The sequence below is a fragment of the Streptomyces sp. NPDC058239 genome, assembly GCF_042882185.1.
GTDB lineage: Bacteria > Actinomycetota > Actinomycetes > Streptomycetales > Streptomycetaceae > Streptomyces.
The window spans coordinates 18,234-36,776 of record NZ_JBHVWS010000044.1; the positions used below are offsets into that span (position 1 = coordinate 18,234).

Consider the following 18,543-nt stretch of genomic DNA (forward strand, 5'->3'; position numbering starts at 1 on the left):
ACCCCCCATTTGCCGGTCGGTCTAAGGCCTTCCGTCCGGATCATGCCGGACTCCCGGGCCCTGGCCCGATCCGGAAGAAAGGCCCTGGAGCCTGCCCGGCGACCGACGACGGAACTCAGCCGCGCAGGACGCCGCGGAGCTGCTCAAGCCCCCAGTCCAGGTCCTCCTTGCTGATCACCAGCGGCGGGGCGATCCGGATCGTCGAGCCATGGGTGTCCTTGACCAGCACCCCCCGGTCCATCAGCTTCTCGGAGATCTCCCGGCCGGTGCCGTGGCTCGGGGCGATGTCGACACCCGCCCACAGCCCGCGGCCCCGTACCGCCTCCACCGCGCCCCCGCCCACCAGCAGCCGCAGCTCCTGGTGGAGGTGCTCGCCCAACTCGGTCGCCCGCTGCTGGAACTCGCCGGTACGGAGCATCGCGATGACCTCCAGCGCGACCGCACAGGCAAGGGGATTCCCGCCGAACGTCGAACCGTGCTCACCGGGCCGGTACACCCCGAGCACATCCTTCGACGAGACCACCGCCGACACCGGGACCACACCACCGCCCAGCGCCTTGCCGAGCACATACATGTCCGGCACGACACCCTCGTGCTCACAGGCGAAGGTCTTCCCGGTCCGGCCCAGGCCCGACTGGATCTCGTCCGCGATGAACAGCACATTCCGCTCACGGGTGAGTTCACGCACCCGGGGGAGATAGCCGGGCGGCGGCACCAGCACCCCGGCCTCGCCCTGGATCGGCTCCAGCAGCACCGCCACGGTGTTCTCGGTCATCGCCTCCGCGAGCGCGGTCAGATCCCCGTACGGCACGATCTCGAACCCGGGCGTGTACGGACCGAAGTCCTCCCGTGCCTCCTGGTCCGTGGAGAAGCTGATGATCGTCGTCGTCCGGCCGTGGAAGTTGTTCGCGGCGACGATGATCTTCGCCATGCCGTCCGGGACGCCCTTCACCCGGTAGCCCCACTTGCGGGCGGTCTTGACCGCGGTCTCCACGGCCTCCGCCCCGGTGTTCATCGGCAGCACCGTTTCCATGCCGCACAACTCGGCGAGCTGCGTACAGAAATCGGCGAACCGGTCGTGGTAGAAGGCGCGCGAGGTGAGGGTCACCCGCTCCAGCTGTGCCTTGGCCGCGTCGAGCAGGCGCCGGTTGCCGTGGCCGAAGTTGAGCGCCGAATATCCGGCGAGCATGTCGAGGTAGCGCCGGCCCTCGACATCGGTCATCCAGGCTCCGTCCGCCGAAGCGACGACGACGGGCAGCGGATGGTAGTTGTGCGCGCTGTGCGCCTCGGCGGAGGCGATGGCAGTTTCCGTGGTCGACACGGGATCTCCGTTCGTCGTGCGGCGTGGGCGGAGGGTGGTGCCCACTTTGTATCGTCGGTCGGAACCCTGGCGAGGAAACCTTCAATTCACGGCGCGCCCGTCCGTGCCGTCCACCGCCCGCGGCCGTCCCGCCGGCCCGGCTGTGTTCCTCGTCTCATTCACGGCGGTGCGTGTCCTGCGTCCGCACACCTTCCGCACCGGCTGCCGGAGATCGGTTCCGCACCTGAGACAATGGGTTTCATGGCCTCTGAACGCCCCCGCGTGCTCTCCGGAATCCAGCCCACCGCAGGCTCGTTCCACCTCGGCAACTACCTCGGTGCGGTCCGCCAGTGGGTGGCGCTGCAGGAATCCCACGACGCCTTCTACATGGTCGTGGACCTGCATGCGATCACCATTGCGCAGGACCCCGCGGAGTTGCGCGCGAACACCCGGCTCGCTGTCGCCCAGCTCCTCGCCGCCGGTCTCGACCCGGAGCGCTGCACGCTCTTCGTCCAGAGCCATGTCCCCGAGCACGCCCAGCTCGCCTGGATCATGAACTGCCTCACGGGCTTCGGCGAGGCGTCCCGCATGACGCAGTTCAAGGACAAGTCCGCCAAGCAGGGTGCCGACCGCACCACGGTCGGTCTCTTCACGTACCCGATGCTGATGGTGGCCGACATCCTGCTGTACCAGGCCGACCAGGTCCCGGTCGGTGAGGACCAGCGCCAGCACCTGGAGCTGACCCGTAACCTCGCCGAGCGCTTCAACGGCAGCTACGGCGACACGTTCACCGTGCCGGACCCGTACATCCTCAAGGAGACGGCGAAGATCTACGACCTTCAGGACCCGTCGTCGAAGATGAGCAAGTCGGCGGCCACCCCGAAGGGCCTGATCAACCTCCTCGACGAGCCGAAGGCCACCGCCAAGAAGGTGAAGAGCGCGGTCACCGACACCGACACGGTCATCCGCTTCGACCGGGCCGAGAAGCCCGGGGTCAGCAACCTGCTGACCATCTACTCCACACTGACCGAAACCGGTATCGCGGATCTGGAGCAGAAGTACGAGGGCAAGGGCTACGGTGCGCTCAAGACCGACCTCGCCGAGGTCATGGTCGAGTTCGTCACACCGTTTCGCACCCGCACCCAGGAATACCTGGACGACCCGGAGACGCTGGACTCGATCCTGGCCAAGGGCGCGGAGAAGGCCCGCTCCGTCGCGGCCGAGACCCTGGCCCGGACGTACGACCGGATGGGCTTTCTGCCCGCGAAGCACTGAGTCCAAGGACCCTGGCGGTTTCGCGGCCGCAGGCGTCACACTGGCGACGGGAAGTTGATCCGGTGGATGGCTGAAAACAGGCCATCGACCATCGACCATCGAGGATTGAGGAGAACGACGTGGGGACCGTAACGCTCGGCGTTTCGATCGCGGTCCCGGAGCCCTACGGCAGCCTGCTCCAGGAGCGGCGCGCGAGCTTCGGGGATCCTGCCGCGTACGGCATTCCCACCCACGTCACGCTCCTGCCGCCGACCGAGGCCGAGGCGGCCGACCTGCCCGCGATCGAGGCGCATCTCGCGCAGATCGCCACGGGCGGCCGCCCCTTTCCGATGCGGCTGGCCGGCACGGGGACCTTCCGTCCCCTCTCGCCGGTCGTCTTCGTCCAGGTCGTCGAGGGGGCCTCGGCCTGCTCGTGGCTGCAGAAGCGGGTCAGGGACTCCTCCGGGCCGCTGGTGCGCGAGCTCCAGTTCCCGTACCACCCGCATGTGACCGTGGCGCACGACATCGCCGAGCAGGCGATGGACCGGGCGTACGAGGAGCTCTCCGACTACGAGGCCGCCTGGACCTGCGGTTCCTTCGCGTTGTACGAGCAGGGCCCGGACGGCGTCTGGCGCAAGATCAACGAGTTCCCGTTCGGTGCCGGGGACGGCGCGCCCGCCGTGCCCGCGCAGGGCGGCTCCTCCGTGGACGAGCCCTCCCTGCATCCCTGAGCGGACCCGGCGGGCCCTCTTCACTCCTTGAGCGCCCCGGCGGCCGAGGACCAGACCGGCAGGCGCCGGAACAGCGGGCGCGGTACATGCCGCAGTGCCGACATCACCACACGCAGTGACCCCGGCACCCACACCGTCTCCGAACGCCGCCGCAGACCCGTCACGATCGCCGCCGCGACCGCGTCCGGAGTCGTTGCGAGAGGCGACGCCTCCAGCGGTGCAGCTGCGAACCGTGCCGCGGTGAGCCGCGGCGTCGCGGGCCGGACCGCCGTATTCGGCCGTACGAAGCCGGGACGTACGACCATCACATGCACCCCCGTGCCGTACAGCGCGTCCCCCAGCCCCTGTGTGAAGGCGTCCAGGCCCGCCTTGCTGGACCCGTAGATGAAGTCGGCACGGCGGACGCGTTCGCCGGCCACCGAGGACAGCACCACCAGCGAGCCGTGCCCCTGAGCCTGGAGTGCTCCGGCGCACACCAGCCCGGCGGAGACGGCGCCCGTGTAATTCGTCCGGGCGACCCGGACCGCGGAGAGCGGCTCCTCCTCGTCACGCTCCTGGTCGCCCGCGATGCCGAAGGCGAGGAGCACCATGTCGATGTCGCCCTCGGTGAAGATCTTGCCGAGGGCGGTCTCGTGGGATTCGGAGTCGAGGGCGTCGAAGCCGACCGTACGGACGTCGGCGCCGCGTGTGCGCAGTTCGGCGGCGGCCGAGTCGAGGGCCGGGGAGGGGCGGCCGGCCAGCCAGACCGTACGGGTCCGGCGGGCGATCAGCCGGCGTGCGGTGGCGAGAGCGATCTGAGACGTGCCGCCGAGAACGAGCAGGGACTGCGGGGCACCGAAGGCGTCCTTCACGGAAACACTCCTTGCGGACGAGGGGGACGAGGGGGACGAGGGGGACGAGAGGGACGAGAGGGGCGAGGGGGAGGAGGGAGGACGAGAGGCGGAAGGCCGCAGCGGTCAGAGCGACAGGCGGCGCGACAGGTCCGAGCGGAACGCTCCGTTCGGGTCCAGCTCGGCGCGCAGTGACCGGAATTCGTCCAGCCGTGGATACATCGCGGCCAGCATCTGAGGCCGCAGCCGGGAGTCCTTGGCCAGGCAGACCCGGCCGTCGGCCTCCGCCACCTCCTCGTCCAGCGAGTCCAGGAATCCGGCCAGGCCCGGCAGAGCGGCGGGCAGATCGAGGGCGAGCGCCCAGCCTGGCATCGGGAACGACAGCCAGCCCGGGTCGCCTTCGCCGAACCGTTTGAGCACGGCGAGGAACGACGGGCAGCGCCGCCGGGAGATCCGGCGCACGATCCGGCGCAGCGTCTCCTCCTGTCCGTGCCCGACGACGAACTGGTACCGCACGGATCCGCCGCGCCCATGGATCCGGTTCCAGTGCGGCAGGCAGTCCAGGGGGTGGAAGAACGCGGACAGCTTCTGGAGCTCACCGACGCGGTACCTGGGGGCGCTGCGGTAGCGGAGCTCGTTGAAGATGGCGACGGAGGTACGGCCGATCAGCCCTTCGGGTACGAGTACGGGTGCGACCGGCAGTTGTCCCGGGCGGAACGCGAGTGGTGTGCGCCGGGCGTGCGCCGGGAGCGCGTACCGGGGTACGTGCTCCCCTCGGGCGAGTACGGAGCGCCCCGTCGCCCGGCCGCGGGCGAGGAGATCGATCCAGGCGGCCGAATAGCGGTATCGGTGGTCCCCGGCGGAGAGCCTGGCCAGCAGGTCGTCCAGGTCGACGGTCCGTTCGGTGTCCACCGACATCCAGGAGCTGGTGACACGGTGGCACCGGAGCGTGGCGGAGAGGATCACACCCGTCAGACCCAGGCCGCCCGCGGTCGCGTCGAAGAGATCGGTGCCGGGCCGGACCGTACGGATCTCGCCCTCGGCCGTCAGCAGCTTCAGCTCCTTGACATGCCGCGAGAAGGACCCGGAGAAGTGATGGTTGCGACCATGGATGTCGGTGCCGATCGCGCCGCCCACGGTGACATGACGGGTGGCCGGTGTGACGGGGACGAACCAGCCGAGCGGCAGCAGGACTTCCATCAGCCGGTGCAGGCTGACCCCGGCGTCGCAGACCACCAGGCCGGTCCCGGCGTCGATGGTGCGGATCCGGTTCAGCGCGGTCATGTCGAGGACGGAGCCGCCCGCGTTCTGTGCGGCGTCGCCGTGGGACCGGCCGAGCCCCCGGGCGATGGAACCGCGGGGTCCGCAGCCGCGTACCGTCGCCGCCGCCTCCTCGTACGTACGGGGGCGGAAACGCAGGGCGGTCGTCGGGGCGGTACGGCCCCAGCCGGTCAGGGACACGGTGTCGACAGACATGGTGGTGACCGTATCGCCCGAGAAAACCCTTTCGAGGGATTTGTTACAACACTCACCGATATGGGTGATTGAGTAAGTGTCAGCCCGTACGGCAGTGAAGGGGATGCCGGTTTTCCGTGCCCGGGAGGGTAGTCGTACGTCATGGACTGGCTGAAAAACCTCCCTGTCATCGGGCCGATCGTCTCCCGGCTGATGGCGACGCACGCCTGGCGCTCGTACGAAACGCTGGAACGGGTCCACTGGGCCAGGCTCGCCGCCGCGATCACCTTCATCAGCTTCCTGGCGCTCTTCCCTCTGATCGCGGTCGGTGCGGCGATCGGTGCCGCGCTGCTCTCCACCGAGCAGATCCACAAGATCGAGGACAAGATCGCCGAGCAGGTGCCGGGCATCTCCGACCAGCTCGGCATCAGCAATCTGGTGGCCCACGCGGGCACGGTCGGGCTGGTCGCCGGTGCGCTGCTGCTCTTCACCGGCATCGGCTGGATCGGCGCGATGCGGGGCTGCCTGCGCGCCGTGTGGGGCATGGACGACATGGACCTGGGCAATCCGGTCATCCGTAAACTCAAGGACGTCGGGCTGCTCTTCGGTCTGGGCGGGGCGGCGCTCGTGACTCTTGCCGTCTCCTCGGCCGGTTCCGTCGCCGTCGGCTGGACCGCCGGTCTGCTGGGAATCTCGGACCACGGCGCGGGCGGTGTGGTGCTGCAGGTGGCCGCCCTGGTCGTGGCGGCCCTCGCCGACTTCCTGCTGCTGCTCTATCTGCTGACGCTGCTGCCAGGCGTCGATCCCCCGCGGCGCAGGCTACTGGTCGCCGCGGCGATCGGCGCGGTCGGCTTCGAGCTCCTCAAGCTGCTGCTCGGCAGTTATATGAAGGGCGTCGCGTCGAAGAGCATGTACGGCGCCTTCGGGGTGCCGGTCGCGCTGCTGCTGTGGATCAACTTCACGGCAAAACTGCTGCTGTTCTGCGCCGCCTGGACGGCGACGCGGAACAGCAAGGACACCCGGAAGGACTCCGCGGCCGTCAGCGACGAGGAAGGCGGCGCACCAGGTCCGGCAGCGGCCAGCGCCGGTTGACCAGGAACACCCCGCCGGCCAGCAGCACCAGGACGCCTCCGGCGATTCCCAGCGCGATCCCGACGCCCTTGTTGCCGCCGTCGGCGGCAGCGGCCTCGGTGTTGTGCGAGGAGCCGTTCCTGCCCTTGTCCTCCTCCTGGTGCGCCGCCGCGGGGCCCTTCCCGGTGCCGGTCCCGGTACTGGCGGACTTCGGGGGCACCAGTTCGCCGACCGGGGTCACCTTGCCGCTCGCGGCGAAGCCCCAGTCGAGGAGGCCGGCGGCTTCCTTGTAGACGGCGTGGGGCTCATTGGACGACGGGTTCATGACGGTGACGAGCAGCACCTTGCCGTTGCGTTCGGCGACACCGGTGAAGGTGTTGCCCGCGTGCGTGGTGTAGCCGTTCTTGACCCCCGCGATGCCCTTGTACGGGTCGACGCCGTCCGCACCGGTGAGCAGCCGGTTGGTGTTCTGGATCTTGAAGCTCTCGCGCTTCCCGTTCTTCTCCGCGCCGGGGAAGTCCGCCTCGGCCGTCGAGCAGTACTCCCGGAAGTCCGCCTTCTGCAGCCCGCTGCGGGCGAACAGCGTCAGGTCGTACGCGCTGGAGACCTGATCGGGCGCGTCGTAACCGTCGGGCGACACCACCTTCGTGTCGAGCGCCTGCAACTCCACGGCGTGTGCCTGCATGTCGGCGACGGTCTTGGGGATGCCGCCGTACATCGAGGACAGCACATGCACCGCGTCATTGCCCGAACGCAGGAACACCCCGAGCCACAGGTCGTGGACCGTATAGCTGAGGTGTTCCTTGACACCGACCAGGCTGCTTCCCTCGCCGAGGTCGGCGAGGTCCTTCTCCTGCACCGTGTACGGCCGGGTCTTCGGCTGCAGTCCGGGCATCACGGTGTCCGCGAAGAGCATCTTCAGGGTGGAGGCGGGGGGCAGCCGCCAGTGCGGGTTGTGCGCCGCGAGGACCTCGCCGCTCTCCGCGTCCGCGACGATCCAGGACCTGCCCGTGAGGTCCTTGGGCAGTACCGGGGCACCGACCCCCAGCTTGACCTGCGTGCCGGCCCGGCTCAGCAGTTCGCCACCGACCCGGGACATACCGCTGGGTGGCTTCGGCCGGTTGGCGGGGGTGTCCTTGTCGACCGCCGATGCCGGACTGACGACAAATGTGGACAACAAGGCGGCAGAGGCGACCGTCAACGCGATCTTTTTCAGAGCAGGCACGGTCGGAAACGTACAGGGCGAAGATATGAATGTGGGTACGGATGGCTTGACCCGCCGTGTGTACCGCCGGGACAGCCCACCCCGGGCGACTTCGCCGGAGCGAGGCGGAGATACTGGGGCCATGAAGCTCAGCCGCCCCGTCTCCTGGTTCCTGCTCGCTTTCGGGGTGTGGAGCTGGTTCATCTGGATCACTTTCGTCAAGAACCTGTGGAAGGACGGCAGCGGACTCGCCTTCGACGACGCGGGTGACCCGACTGCGTACTTCTGGGTGCATCTGCTGCTCGCCATCACGTCCTTTCTCCTGGGGACGGCCGTTGGTGTGATCGGGTTCCGTGGGGTCAGGGCCCTGCGCCGCGAAGGTGCATAACAAGCCGTACGACGGGCGGGGGAGCGCAAGTGGCAGTGGCCGGTCTCGCGGTGACGGCAGTCGTGGTGCTCGCGCTGCTCGTCGGCGTGCACCGCTATCTGTGGCGCCGCTTCGTCGGTGACACGACGGCCGAGGGCAGCGCCCTGCGCAGAACCGGCACGGTGGCCGCGTACCTCCTGCCGCTGCTGAGCGTCGGCGCCCTGGTCTCCGGCCGCACGGGGGCACCCTTCTGGCTCCAGCGGGTGCTGGCCTGGCCGGGGTACCTGTGGCTGGCCGCGCTGCTGTATCTGACGCTGGCTCTGCTGGTGGGCGAGGCGGTGCGGCCGATTCTGCGACGGGCGCTCGCGGGCCGGGCGAATGAGTCAAGTCGGTCCAATCGTCCGGCCGTGACGAAAGTGCTCACGCCCGAGGCCGCCGGCGCCCCCGCTGCGGACATCCTCGTCGCCGACGCCCCCGTCGCAGACACCCTCGCCGTCCCCACGCGCCGCCTGTTCGTCGCACGGGCCGTCGGGGGCGCCGCCGCCGTCGCCGGGCTCGGCACGGTCGGCTACGGCACGTACGGCGTGCTGCGCGGGCCGCGGGTCAAGCGGATCACTGTCCCGCTCGCCAAGCTGCCCCGCTCCGCGCACGGCTTCCGGATCGCCGTCGTCAGCGACATCCACCTCGGCCCGATCCTCGGCCGCGCCCACACCCAGCGGATCGTCGACACGATCAACCGGACCCAGCCGGATCTGGTCGCCGTCGTCGGGGATCTCGTCGACGGAACCGTCGCCGATCTCGGTCCGGCCGCGGAGCCGCTCGCGCGGCTGAGTGCCCGCCGGGGCAGCTTCTTCGTCACCGGAAATCACGAGTACTACTCCGGCGCCGACCAATGGGTCGATCATGTACGGGAATTGGGACTTCACCCTTTGGAGAATGCCCGGGTCGAGATCGACGGATTCGATCTTGCGGGCGTCAATGACATCGCCGGGGAGAGCGAGGGGCAGGGGCCCGACTTCGATCGCGCGCTCGGTGACCGGGACCGTACCCGCGCCGCCGTCCTCCTCGCCCACCAGCCCGTCGTCATCCACGATGCCGTCGCCCACGGCGTGGACCTCCAGCTCTCCGGCCACACCCACGGTGGCCAGCTCTGGCCGGGCAATTTCATCGCCGAGTCGGCCAATCCCACGGTCGCCGGGCTCGACCGCTACGGCGACACCCAGCTGTACGTCTCGCGCGGAGCGGGCGCCTGGGGGCCGCCCGTGCGAGTCGGTGCACCCTCCGACATCACCGTCGTGGAACTCGCCTCCCGGCAGGCCTGACTCTCCGTCGATGGCCTGTTGCAGACCTTGTTGATGAACCCAAGGTTTCAAGTGCCGAACAAAAGGCTATGAGTCCCAGTTTTGCTCTTCCAGATGTGAAAATCGTGTGATTGGCTGAGCGCGAGCATGCGGTGATGTGCGTGTCTGAGCGCAACGCCGAGGTGGGGCTGGTAAGGGAGAGCACGGCAATGCGGTCGATCCGGCTACGGATTCTCGCGATTCTCGCGGTTTTGGTCATCGCAGGCGTCGGCGCCTGGCAGCTGCTTCCTTCGGACGAGGTGAAGAAGGACCCGATCGCGGTCGGTACGACGGACGAAGTCACCTCGCTCGACCCGGCGGGTGCGTACGACGCCGGTTCCTGGGCGATGTACAGCAACATCTATCAGTCCCTCATGACGTTCAAGTCCGGGGCGATCGTCCCCGAACCCGACGCCGCCGAGAGCTGTGGGTTCATCGGCCAGAAGCTCCAGACATACCAGTGCAAGCTGCGCGACGATCTGTTCTTCTCCAACGGTCGCAAGATGACCGCCGCCGATGTCAAGTACTCCATCGAGCGCATGATCAGGATCAAGACGGATGTCGGTCCGTCGGTGCTGTTCCCGAGCCTCAAGAACGTGGTGTCCGAGGGCCGCACCATCACCTTCAACCTCTCCTCGCGTGATGCGACCTTCCCGCAGAAGCTCGCCACGGGAGCCGGTTCGATCGTCGACCGCGAGTCGTACCCGCCGAACAAGCTCCGGGCCGGAAGCACGGTCGACGGCTCGGGCCCCTACACCCTGAAGTCGTACCGGCCGGGCGCCACCGCCGAGCTGGTCCCCAACCCCCGGTACAAGGGTGCACTGAGCAAGACCGGTGTCCCGGTCACCGTGCACTACTACAAGGAGTCGGACGCACTCCTGGCGGCCTGGAAGTCCGGACAGGTCGATGTGACGCACCGCCAGCTGCCGCCGGCCACGCTCGCCGAGCTGAACCCCGGCGACCCCGATCTGCGTGTCACCGAGGCGGACAGCGCCGAGATCCGCAATCTCGTCTTCAATGTCCGCGCCGGCTCCCCGTTCGCCGACAAGAAGGTCCGGCAGGCCATCGCGTCGCTCGTCGACCGCGGGCCGCTGGTGACCGATGTCTACAAGGGCACGGTCGAACCGCTCTACTCGCTGATCCCGCAGGGCTACATCGGGCACAGCACACCGTTCTTCGACGCCTATCCGTCGCCCGATCCCGCGCGCGCGAAGAAGCTCCTGCAGGAGGCCGGCGTGCAGACGCCGTTGCACTTCACCTTCGGCTACCGCGGCGGTGACGAGGCATACGTGAAGGAGACCGCGGAGCTGCGCCGCCAGTTGGAGGCGGGCGGGCTGTTCAAGGTCACGGTCAAGGCCGTCGACTGGCAGAAGTTCCAGAAGGAGTACGCGGCCGGCAAGTACGACGCGTACACCGTCGGCTGGCTTCCCGACTACCCGGACCCCGACACCTTCAGCCAGCCGCTGGTGGGCCGCACCAACAGCCTTCACAACGGCTACGCCAGCAAGAAGATGGACGCCCTGATCGGCGCCACGCTGCAGTACAGCGACCGCAGCCGTACCTCGGCGGACTTCAAGGAGCTCCAGGCGCTGGTCGGTGAGGATGTGCCGCTCGTGCCGCTGTGGCAGAAGAAGGACTACGTCGTCAGCACGACCGAGGTCTCCGGTTCGCAGTACCTCTCGGACGGCACCGGCATCTGGCGGCTGTGGGAACTGAAGCGGATCTGACGGTCCGCCGCGCCGGACCCGGCGCGTGCGACAGGATCCGAGGGGCGGTCGTCCCGGCGCTGCCGGACGGCCGCCCCTCTGCCTGCGGGCCTGCCTAGGCCCGACGCTTCGCGGCGCCGGGCAGGAACTCCTCCAGCACCTCGTGAATCTGCCGCACCAGCGGTCGCAGCACCCGGAACCGGGAGAGCGCGATGGCGCGGGCACCGATCGGGGCGGAGCGCTCGACCAGGCGGCGGCTGCGTTCGGTGTGCTCAGTCCGGTCGTACACCCAGTACAGCACCAGGCCCATCTGCATCAGCCACATCAACTGCGGCAGCAGTTCCGCCAGTTCGGGGTCGGTCTTGGCGTCGGAGCCGGCCAGGCATCGCCGGTGGATGGAGATCGCCGCCTCGCGGGCCGCGACCGAATCCGCCGAGAACGGGCTGAGCGGGCTCTCCGGGTCGGCGGCGTTCTTGAAGAACTGGGCGGCGAAGCGGTGGTACGGCTCCGCCACGTCCAGCCACGTGAGCAGGACCCCGCGCATCCGCACCGCGAGGTCCTTGTCGCCGTCCAGGACCGGCTGGACCGCCGCTTCGTGCTCGGCGGCGAGCCGGTCGTAGAAGCCCTGGACGAGGTGCTCCTTGTTCGTGAAGTAGTAGTAGGCGTTCCCGACGGAGACGCCGGCCTCCTGGGCGATGGCCCGCATCGTCGTCTTGTCGTAGCCGCGTTCCTGGAAGAGCCGGAGCGCGGTTTCGAGGATGAGTGTGCGGGTCTGCTCGCTCTTGGGAGCCTTGACTTCCTTCACGTCCTTCGCTTCCTTCACCACAGTCCCGAGGGTATCCGCCCCGGTCAGTCCCCGGATCCGGGGACCGTACAGGCACTGTCCCCGTCGCCGCACGGTGTCGCGGTCAGCGACCGGTACTTCGCGGCTGCGAGCACGGTCGCCCGGGCGAACGGGCGGCCCGCCGGGGTGGTCAGCCAGTGGGACCTGGGCCGGTGTTCGGCCAGTGCCCAGAGGCAGACGATCCATGCGTCGGTCCCGCGGTAGATCTGCCCCCGGTCGCCGATCACGGTGATCTCGTCGAGCGTCCCGGCGTGGTCGAGTCCGGGGAAGCGGCGGCGCGCCTCTTCGGAGGCCGCAGGGACGAGGTCGAGCGGGACGAGTTGGCGCTGCTTCATCAGCCACTGGCGCAGATGGACGCAGAGCGAGCACTGCGCGTCGTACAGCACCGTGAGGTGTTCGACGGACAGTCGCTGCCCGCCTGTTCCGGCCGTCATGGCGCGCTCAGGCCTTGGTGGCGGGTGCGGCCCACGGGCCGTTTCCCGGACCCGTCCAGCCCTGTGGCGGTACGGGCGGGGTCTGCTCACGCTCCATCAGGCCCCTGCGGCGGATCTTGTTGAGCACATAGACGTTGCCGAGGTGCAGCACGCCGAGGACGAGCAGGACGACGCCGAGTTTCACCGACAGTGCCTCGAAGAGCCCGCGGGCGTCGGTGACCCCGTCGTCGTTCCTCAGGTAGAGGGTGACGAAGCCCAGGTTGACCAGGTAGAAGCCGACCACCAGCAGGTGGTTGACGGCATCGGCGAGTTTCTCGTTCCCGTGCAGCACATCGGCGAGGAACACCCTGCCGTTGCGGCTGAGCGTGCGCGCCACCCAGACGGTGAGCGCCACGCTGATCAGCAGGTAGATGACGTACGCGACAACAGTGAGGTCCATGCCCCACCCTCCCTTGAACGCGTTCAAAAGCTGTTGTCATGGACTGTAGACCTGTCTTTGAACATGTTCAAGCCGGTACCTCGGCTGCCCGCTCCTCCTGCTTTCCGGGCGCCCCGAAGCGCCGTACGCCCGGCACCGCCGCCGTCGCCAGGCAGGCGGCGCCGACCGCCACCGCAGCGACGGCCAGGGGGACTTCGGCGCCCCAGGCCGAGGCGGCGAGCGGGGCCAGGGCGTATCCGAGCGGCATCGCACCGAGGGAGAGCAGCCAGTCGTACGACGTCACGCGGGCCAGGGCGTGCGCGGGCACGGCGGACTGGACCGAGGTCTCCCAGACCGGGCTGAGGAAGCCGAGGCCGGCCTGTGCGATGCCGTATGCGGCGATGGTCACGACAACGGGCGCGTGGACGGCGAGAAGGCCGAGCGGGAGGGCGTACGTGGCGAGGCCCAGGTTGGCGATCAGGACAGGGCGGCGGGGGTGGGCCCGACCGGCCAGCAGGGAGCCGAGGAGCAGGCCGACAGCGCCGGTCTGGAGGAGGGCGACCCAGACGCTCTTGCCGCCCAGCTCCCGGACGAAGAGCGCCGGACCCACCGTCATCAGGACGGCCGCCGCGCAGTTCCAGGCGGCGTGGGCGATCAGGCTCGTCCAGTACCAGTCGCGGCCCCTGACCTCGCTCCAGCCCTCCTTGAGGTCGGTGAGCAGGGAACGCCGGGGGATGGGTACATGCCGGACCTTCACGGCGGACAGCAGTGCCGCGCTCACCGCGAAGCTCGCGCCGTCCAGCACGAAGGCCCAGCCCGGGCCCGCGGTGAGGATCAGGGCTCCGGCCAGGGCCGGGCCGCCGAGCCGGGTCGCGCTGTTGACCACCGCCATCAGTGAGTTGGCGCGCAGCAGCCCCGACTCCGCCACGGTGCCGCGGATCAGCGGTGACACGGTCGGCATCGCGAACGCGCCGGCGGCGCCACCGATCGCCTCGGCGAGGGCGATCTGCCAGAGCGCGGGGGAGCCGCCGAGCAGCTCCGCGCCGACGAAGAGCTGGGTCACGCACCGTACGAGATCGGTGGTGAGCGCGACGGTGCGGGCGTTGAAGCGGTCGCCCACGACGCCGCCCAGCGGTAGCAGGAGCAGCTTGGGGATCATCGCGCACCCCAGGACCAGGGCGAGCGCCCCGGTCGATCCTGTGGCCAGATAGACGGCCAGGGAGAGGGCGGTGGGGATGGCGGAGTCGCCGAGGAGGGAGAGGGTGCGTCCGATGAAGAGCAGGCGGAAGGCGCGCGTGCGCAAGGGGTGCGGCATGCGCGCAATCTATTTCGATATCGAATTATTCGTCAACGAAATATCTGGCAACGAAGCGTAGTTGGGGGCCGGGCGTACGCTTTCCCCATGGAGCGACGCGACTGGACCGACGGACATGTGGAGCGCTGGAAGCCCGTCCTTCCTCACCTCGATCCCGATATCGAGGGCGCGGTGACGCGTATGAAGAAGCTCTCCGTACATCTGCGCCGGGTACGCGAACAGTCCCTGGTCGACTTCGACCTGGACCGCCAGGAGTTCGACACGCTCCACAAGCTGGCCGGACGCGGCGGGAAGGCGGCCCCCTCCGAGCTCGCCGCCGACCTCGACCTCGCGCCCGCCTCCGTCACCGGCCGGCTGGACGCGCTCGAAAGGCGCGGCTTCGTCCGCCGTACGCCCTCCACCACCGACCGCCGACGGGTCGATGTGGCACTCACCGACGAGGGCCGCTCGACCTGGCTGGGCGCGATGGACGTCCTCGGCCATGAGGAGTACCGGCTGCTCGGCGTCCTCGACAAGGACGAACGCACGCTGCTCAACGACATGTTGCGGCGCATCATGGTGGTCGCCGAGGACCGGGGCGGCGCCGAGTGGGACTGAGGCGCGGGGTGCCGGGCGCTCAGCCGGCCTCGTCGTCGGGGTCTCTGGCGACGTGATCGGCCGGCTCTGCCCGGAGTTCGTCCAGATCCTGCGCCAGGATGCGGCCGAGCGTCTCGTTCCACTGCGCGGCCGCCTGCTCCACCGACGAACGGAAGCCGCGCCGCAGCGGCACGCCCGCGAGCAGCAGGGCGAACGCGCCCGACCGGACCGAGGCCGGATATCGTCCGCCCGTCCGGCAGCACGATGTCCCCTCCCCGGGCCCGGGTGGATTCGGCGAGATCGCGGACCGGCCCGGCGTACGCATGGAGCCGGTCACGATCCAGCGCGACGACGGTGACGGTGTGCTGGAGACGGGCCGTCCCTGCGGACCGTCAGATGCTCATCGCGCGGGCGGTGTTGAGCTGGGCCATCACCATGGGGAAGGTCTCCGGGCCCATCGCCGGGATCATCGTCGAGTGATGCCTGCCGCCGCTGGTCACCGAGACCTGGATGAAGCCGGTCGTCTTCTTCTCCTTCATCAGGAGGAAGAGCAGACCGACCAGGCAGAGCAGCGCGAAGACGATCGCGAGCACGATCGCGACCGTCGGGATCTTCTCCTCGGTGCGCGACAGGTCCGTGGCCGTCCACACGGCGCCCTTGAGGGGCATCGTGCCGGCCGGCGTCACGATCTGGTCGTTCATGACGGCGATGTCGCCGAACGTCAGCATCGGCACACCGCCGCCGGGCAGTGCGCCCGGCTGCTGCGGGAAGCCGTATCCGGGCATGGTCGGCTGGGCCGCCTGGCCCTGCGGGTAGCCGTAACCGGGGCCGGGCTGGGCCGCGGACTCGGGCAACTGCTGGGGGTAGCCGTAGGCCGGCATGCCCGAGCCGGGCAGGCCATGCCCCTGGCCGTCCGCGACGGTGGGCGGATTGCCCGGATTCTGGGGAGGCCCCCACTTGTATGAGTCGTCCGCGTACGGATTCGGATCGCTCAACGTTCCCCGCTTTCGATCAAGCCTGTGTGCCCCGCGCTCTGCTGCGCCGGAGGCGGCGAACCGGTGTCCGGTTCCGCATGACCGTACCGTCAAGACCCGAGCGGTGCAGCAAGAGGCCCCGCTTCCCGCAGTGTCCGTGCGGGAAACGGGGCCTCGGATGCGACTGGTGTGCCAGTGGCGGTCAGAACCGGCGCGTGATCAGCGCCCGCTTGACCTCCTGGATCGCCTTGGTGACCTCGATGCCACGCGGGCAGGCGTCCGTGCAGTTGAAGGTGGTGCGGCAACGCCACACACCGTCACGGTCGTTGAGGATCTCCAGGCGCTGCTCGCCGCCCTCGTCGCGCGAGTCGAAGATGAAGCGGTGCGCGTTGACGATGGCCGCCGGGCCGAAGTACTGGCCGTCGTTCCAGAACACCGGGCACGAGGACGTGCACGCGGCGCACAGGATGCACTTGGTGGTGTCGTCGAAGCGCTCGCGGTCCTCGGCGGACTGCAGACGCTCACGGGTCGGCTCGTTCCCCTTGGTGATGAGGAAGGGCATGACATCGCGGTACGCCTGGAAGAACGGGTCCATGTCGACCACGAGGTCCTTGAGGACCGTGAGGCCCTTTATGGCCTCGACCGTGATCGGCTTCTCCGGGTTGATGTCCTTGATCAGCGTCTTGCAGGCGAGCCTGTTCTTGCCGTTGATCCGCATCGCGTCGGAGCCGCAGATGCCGTGCGCGCAGGAGCGACGGAACGTCAGCGTGCCGTCGACATCCCACTTGATCTTGTGAAGGGCGTCGAGAACACGCTCCTTCGGGTCGATCTCGATCTGGAAGTCCTGCCACTGGGCCTCGTCGGAGACCTCGGGGTTGAAGCGGCGGATCCGGAAGGTGACCGTGATGTACGGGGAGGCGGCGGACTCCGCCTCCACCTTGTCCAGAGTCGGGGTTGCCATCAGTACTTACGCTCCATCGGCTGGTAGCGGGTCTGGACGACCGGCTTGTAGTCGAGCCGGATCGACTCGGTGCCGTCGTCGGCGACCTCGCGGTACGCCATGGTGTGGCGCATGAAGTTGACGTCGTCGCGGTTCGGGTAGTCCTCGCGGTAGTGACCGCCGCGGGATTCCTTGCGGGCCAGCGCGGAGGTCGCCATGACCTCGGCCAGGTCGAGCAGGTTGCCCAGCTCGATGGCCTCCAGGAGGTCCGTGTTGAACCGCTTGCCCTTGTCCTGGATGGACACGTTGAGGTAGCGCTTGCGCAGCTCGGCGATCTTGTCGACGGCCGTCTTGATGGTCTGCTCGGTGCGGAACACCATCACATTGGCGTCCATGCACTCCTGCAGCTCCAGACGGATCGTCGAGACCCGCTCGGTGCCCGTCGAGTTGCGCAGCCGCTCGACCTGGTCGATGACCATCTGCGCCGGGTTCTCGGGAAGCTCGACGAAGTCGTTCTTCGCGGAGTACTCGGCGGCGGCGATGCCCGACCGGCGCCCGAAGACGTTGATGTCGAGCAGCGAGTTGGTGCCCAGACGGTTGGCGCCGTGCACGGAGACACACGCGACCTCGCCGGCGGCGTACAGGCCCGGGACGACGGTGGTGTTGTCGGCCAGCACCTCGCCCTCGACGTTGGTCGGGATGCCGCCCATGGCGTAGTGCGCGGTCGGCTGGATCGGAATCGGGTCCGTGTAGGGCTCGATACCGAGGTACGTACGCGCGAACTCGGTGATGTCCGGGAGCTTCGCGTCCAGCTGCTCCGGCGGCAGGTGCGTGAGGTCGAGGTAGACGTGGTCGCCCTCGGGACCGCAGCCGCGGCCCTCGCGGATCTCCGTGTAGATGGAGCGGGACACGACGTCACGGGACGCGAGGTCCTTCATGACGGGCGCGTACTTCTCCATGAAGCGCTCGCCGTCCTTGTTGCGGAGGATGCCGCCCTCACCACGGGCGCCCTCCGTCAGCAGGATGCCCATGCGCCAGATGCCCGTCGGGTGGAACTGGAAGAACTCCATGTCCTCCAGCGGCAGGCCGCGGCGCCAGGCGGCGGCCTGGCCGTCGCCGGTCAGGGTGTGCGCGTTCGACGTCACCTTGAAGAACTTGCCGGTGCCGCCGGAGGCGAAGATGATCGACTTCGCCTGGAAGACGTGGATCTCGCCGGTCGCCAGCTCGTACGCGACGACGCCCGCCGACTTCTTCAGCCCGGTCTCGGGGTCCTCCTGGAGCAGGAGGTCCAGGACGTAGAACTCGTTGAAGAACTCCACACCCTCCTTGACGCAGTTCTGGTACAGCGTCTGGAGGATCATGTGGCCGGTGCGGTCCGAGGCGTAGCAGGACCGGCGGACCGGGGCCTCGCCGTGGTTACGGCTGTGGCCGCCGAAGCGACGCTGGTCGATCTTGCCCTCGGGCGTGCGGTTGAACGGCAGGCCCATCTTCTCCAGGTCGAGAACGGAGTCGATGGCCTCCTTCGCCAGGATCTCGGCGGCGTCCTGGTCGACCAGGTAGTCGCCGCCCTTGATCGTGTCGAAGGTGTGCCACTCCCAGTTGTCCTCTTCCACGTTGGCGAGCGCGGCGGCCATGCCGCCCTGCGCGGCGCCCGTGTGGGAGCGGGTCGGGTAGAGCTTCGTGAGCACGGCGGTACGGCTGCGCTTCGTGGACTCGATGGCCGCGCGCATGCCGGCGCCGCCGGCGCCGACGATGACGGTGTCGTACTTGTGGATCTGCATGAT

General features: G+C 68.9%; 19 protein-coding genes. 7 read left to right on the top strand and 12 right to left on the bottom strand.

Annotated features, from left to right (window positions below):
• Positions 1-115: 115 nt before the first annotated feature.
• Positions 116-1,321 (bottom strand): ornithine--oxo-acid transaminase, encoded by a 1,206-nt coding sequence (gene rocD / locus ACFVYE_RS34260; protein ID WP_383961789.1) that lies wholly within the window; start codon positions 1,319-1,321, stop codon positions 116-118.
• Between the two features lie 240 nt (positions 1,322-1,561).
• Between rocD and trpS the strand changes: the two genes are divergently transcribed.
• Together trpS and ACFVYE_RS34270 are read left to right on the top strand one after the other, a co-directional pair.
• Entirely contained in the window at positions 1,562-2,575 is a 1,014-nt protein-coding gene (gene trpS, locus ACFVYE_RS34265; RefSeq protein ID WP_383961792.1) for a tryptophan--tRNA ligase, read from the top strand.
• A gap of 119 nt (positions 2,576-2,694) precedes the next feature.
• Positions 2,695-3,285 carry a 2'-5' RNA ligase family protein gene (locus tag ACFVYE_RS34270; RefSeq protein ID WP_382957045.1) on the top strand — a complete coding sequence of 197 codons (591 nt, stop codon included), beginning with the start codon at positions 2,695-2,697 and terminating at the stop codon, positions 3,283-3,285.
• 20 nt (positions 3,286-3,305) lie between these two features.
• Here ACFVYE_RS34270 and ACFVYE_RS34275 read toward each other — a convergent pair whose 3' ends face one another.
• Both ACFVYE_RS34275 and ACFVYE_RS34280 read right to left on the bottom strand, forming a co-directional pair.
• Positions 3,306-4,136 carry a decaprenylphospho-beta-D-erythro-pentofuranosid-2-ulose 2-reductase gene (locus ACFVYE_RS34275; protein WP_389608109.1) on the bottom strand — a complete coding sequence of 277 codons (831 nt, stop codon included), beginning with the start codon at positions 4,134-4,136 and terminating at the stop codon, positions 3,306-3,308.
• A gap of 105 nt (positions 4,137-4,241) precedes the next feature.
• Positions 4,242-5,591, bottom strand: a complete 1,350-nt coding sequence (locus ACFVYE_RS34280) for an FAD-binding protein (protein ID WP_389608110.1) — start codon at positions 5,589-5,591, stop codon at positions 4,242-4,244.
• 141 nt (positions 5,592-5,732) lie between these two features.
• On the opposite strand from ACFVYE_RS34280, the gene ACFVYE_RS34285 reads away from it, so the two are divergent.
• The gene (locus tag ACFVYE_RS34285) at positions 5,733-6,662 is read left to right on the top strand and encodes a YihY/virulence factor BrkB family protein (RefSeq protein WP_389608111.1); all 930 of its coding nucleotides are present in this window, start codon (positions 5,733-5,735) and stop codon (positions 6,660-6,662) included.
• On the opposite strand, the gene ACFVYE_RS34290 is transcribed toward ACFVYE_RS34285, so the two are convergent.
• Entirely contained in the window at positions 6,610-7,866 is a 1,257-nt protein-coding gene (locus tag ACFVYE_RS34290; protein ID WP_383961805.1) for a D-alanyl-D-alanine carboxypeptidase family protein, read from the bottom strand. The genes ACFVYE_RS34285 and ACFVYE_RS34290 overlap by 53 nt on opposite strands.
• A 121-nt stretch (positions 7,867-7,987) precedes the next feature.
• On the opposite strand from ACFVYE_RS34290, the gene ACFVYE_RS34295 reads away from it, so the two are divergent.
• The 3 genes from ACFVYE_RS34295 to ACFVYE_RS34305 all read left to right on the top strand — a co-directional run bounded on the left by ACFVYE_RS34295 (position 7,988) and on the right by ACFVYE_RS34305 (position 11,279).
• Positions 7,988-8,233 carry an SCO4848 family membrane protein gene (locus ACFVYE_RS34295; protein WP_256103017.1) on the top strand — a complete coding sequence of 82 codons (246 nt, stop codon included), beginning with the start codon at positions 7,988-7,990 and terminating at the stop codon, positions 8,231-8,233.
• Between the two features lie 29 nt (positions 8,234-8,262).
• Positions 8,263-9,534, top strand: a complete 1,272-nt coding sequence (locus tag ACFVYE_RS34300) for a metallophosphoesterase (protein WP_383961808.1) — start codon at positions 8,263-8,265, stop codon at positions 9,532-9,534.
• A 188-nt stretch (positions 9,535-9,722) separates the two neighbouring features.
• On the top strand, positions 9,723-11,279 hold the full coding sequence (locus ACFVYE_RS34305; RefSeq protein ID WP_383961877.1) for an ABC transporter substrate-binding protein: 1,557 nt from the start codon (positions 9,723-9,725) through the stop codon (positions 11,277-11,279).
• A gap of 94 nt (positions 11,280-11,373) precedes the next feature.
• Here ACFVYE_RS34305 and ACFVYE_RS34310 read toward each other — a convergent pair whose 3' ends face one another.
• The 4 genes from ACFVYE_RS34310 to ACFVYE_RS34325 form a co-directional block, all read right to left on the bottom strand.
• Positions 11,374-12,084, bottom strand: coding sequence for a TetR family transcriptional regulator (locus tag ACFVYE_RS34310; protein WP_327273389.1), 711 nt, complete (start codon positions 12,082-12,084; stop codon positions 11,374-11,376).
• A gap of 23 nt (positions 12,085-12,107) precedes the next feature.
• Positions 12,108-12,536, bottom strand: a complete 429-nt coding sequence (locus ACFVYE_RS34315) for a thiol-disulfide oxidoreductase DCC family protein (RefSeq protein ID WP_383961811.1) — start codon at positions 12,534-12,536, stop codon at positions 12,108-12,110.
• Positions 12,537-12,543: 7 nt separating this feature from the next.
• On the bottom strand, positions 12,544-12,975 hold the full coding sequence (locus ACFVYE_RS34320; RefSeq protein ID WP_383961814.1) for a hypothetical protein: 432 nt from the start codon (positions 12,973-12,975) through the stop codon (positions 12,544-12,546).
• A gap of 67 nt (positions 12,976-13,042) precedes the next feature.
• Positions 13,043-14,269, bottom strand: coding sequence for an MFS transporter (locus tag ACFVYE_RS34325; RefSeq protein ID WP_383961817.1), 1,227 nt, complete (start codon positions 14,267-14,269; stop codon positions 13,043-13,045).
• 87 nt (positions 14,270-14,356) lie between these two features.
• On the opposite strand from ACFVYE_RS34325, the gene ACFVYE_RS34330 reads away from it, so the two are divergent.
• A complete protein-coding gene (locus tag ACFVYE_RS34330; protein WP_383961820.1) occupies positions 14,357-14,866 on the top strand; it encodes a MarR family winged helix-turn-helix transcriptional regulator in 510 nt (169 codons plus the stop codon).
• 19 nt (positions 14,867-14,885) lie between these two features.
• Here the strand turns inward: ACFVYE_RS34330 and ACFVYE_RS34335 are convergent, their stop codons facing one another.
• The 4 genes from ACFVYE_RS34335 to sdhA all read right to left on the bottom strand — a co-directional run bounded on the left by ACFVYE_RS34335 (position 14,886) and on the right by sdhA (position 18,540).
• Entirely contained in the window at positions 14,886-15,170 is a 285-nt protein-coding gene (locus ACFVYE_RS34335; RefSeq protein WP_389608112.1) for a hypothetical protein, read from the bottom strand.
• Positions 15,171-15,237: 67 nt separating this feature from the next.
• On the bottom strand, positions 15,238-15,840 hold the full coding sequence (locus tag ACFVYE_RS34340) for a hypothetical protein (protein WP_383961826.1): 603 nt from the start codon (positions 15,838-15,840) through the stop codon (positions 15,238-15,240).
• A 181-nt stretch (positions 15,841-16,021) separates the two neighbouring features.
• Positions 16,022-16,780: a succinate dehydrogenase iron-sulfur subunit gene (locus ACFVYE_RS34345; protein WP_030914518.1), complete on the bottom strand. Its 759-nt coding sequence runs from the start codon at positions 16,778-16,780 to the stop codon at positions 16,022-16,024.
• A complete protein-coding gene (sdhA, locus tag ACFVYE_RS34350; protein ID WP_389608113.1) occupies positions 16,780-18,540 on the bottom strand; it encodes a succinate dehydrogenase flavoprotein subunit in 1,761 nt (586 codons plus the stop codon). Before sdhA ends, ACFVYE_RS34345 begins: the two co-directional genes overlap by 1 nt.
• Positions 18,541-18,543: the final 3 nt, after the last annotated feature.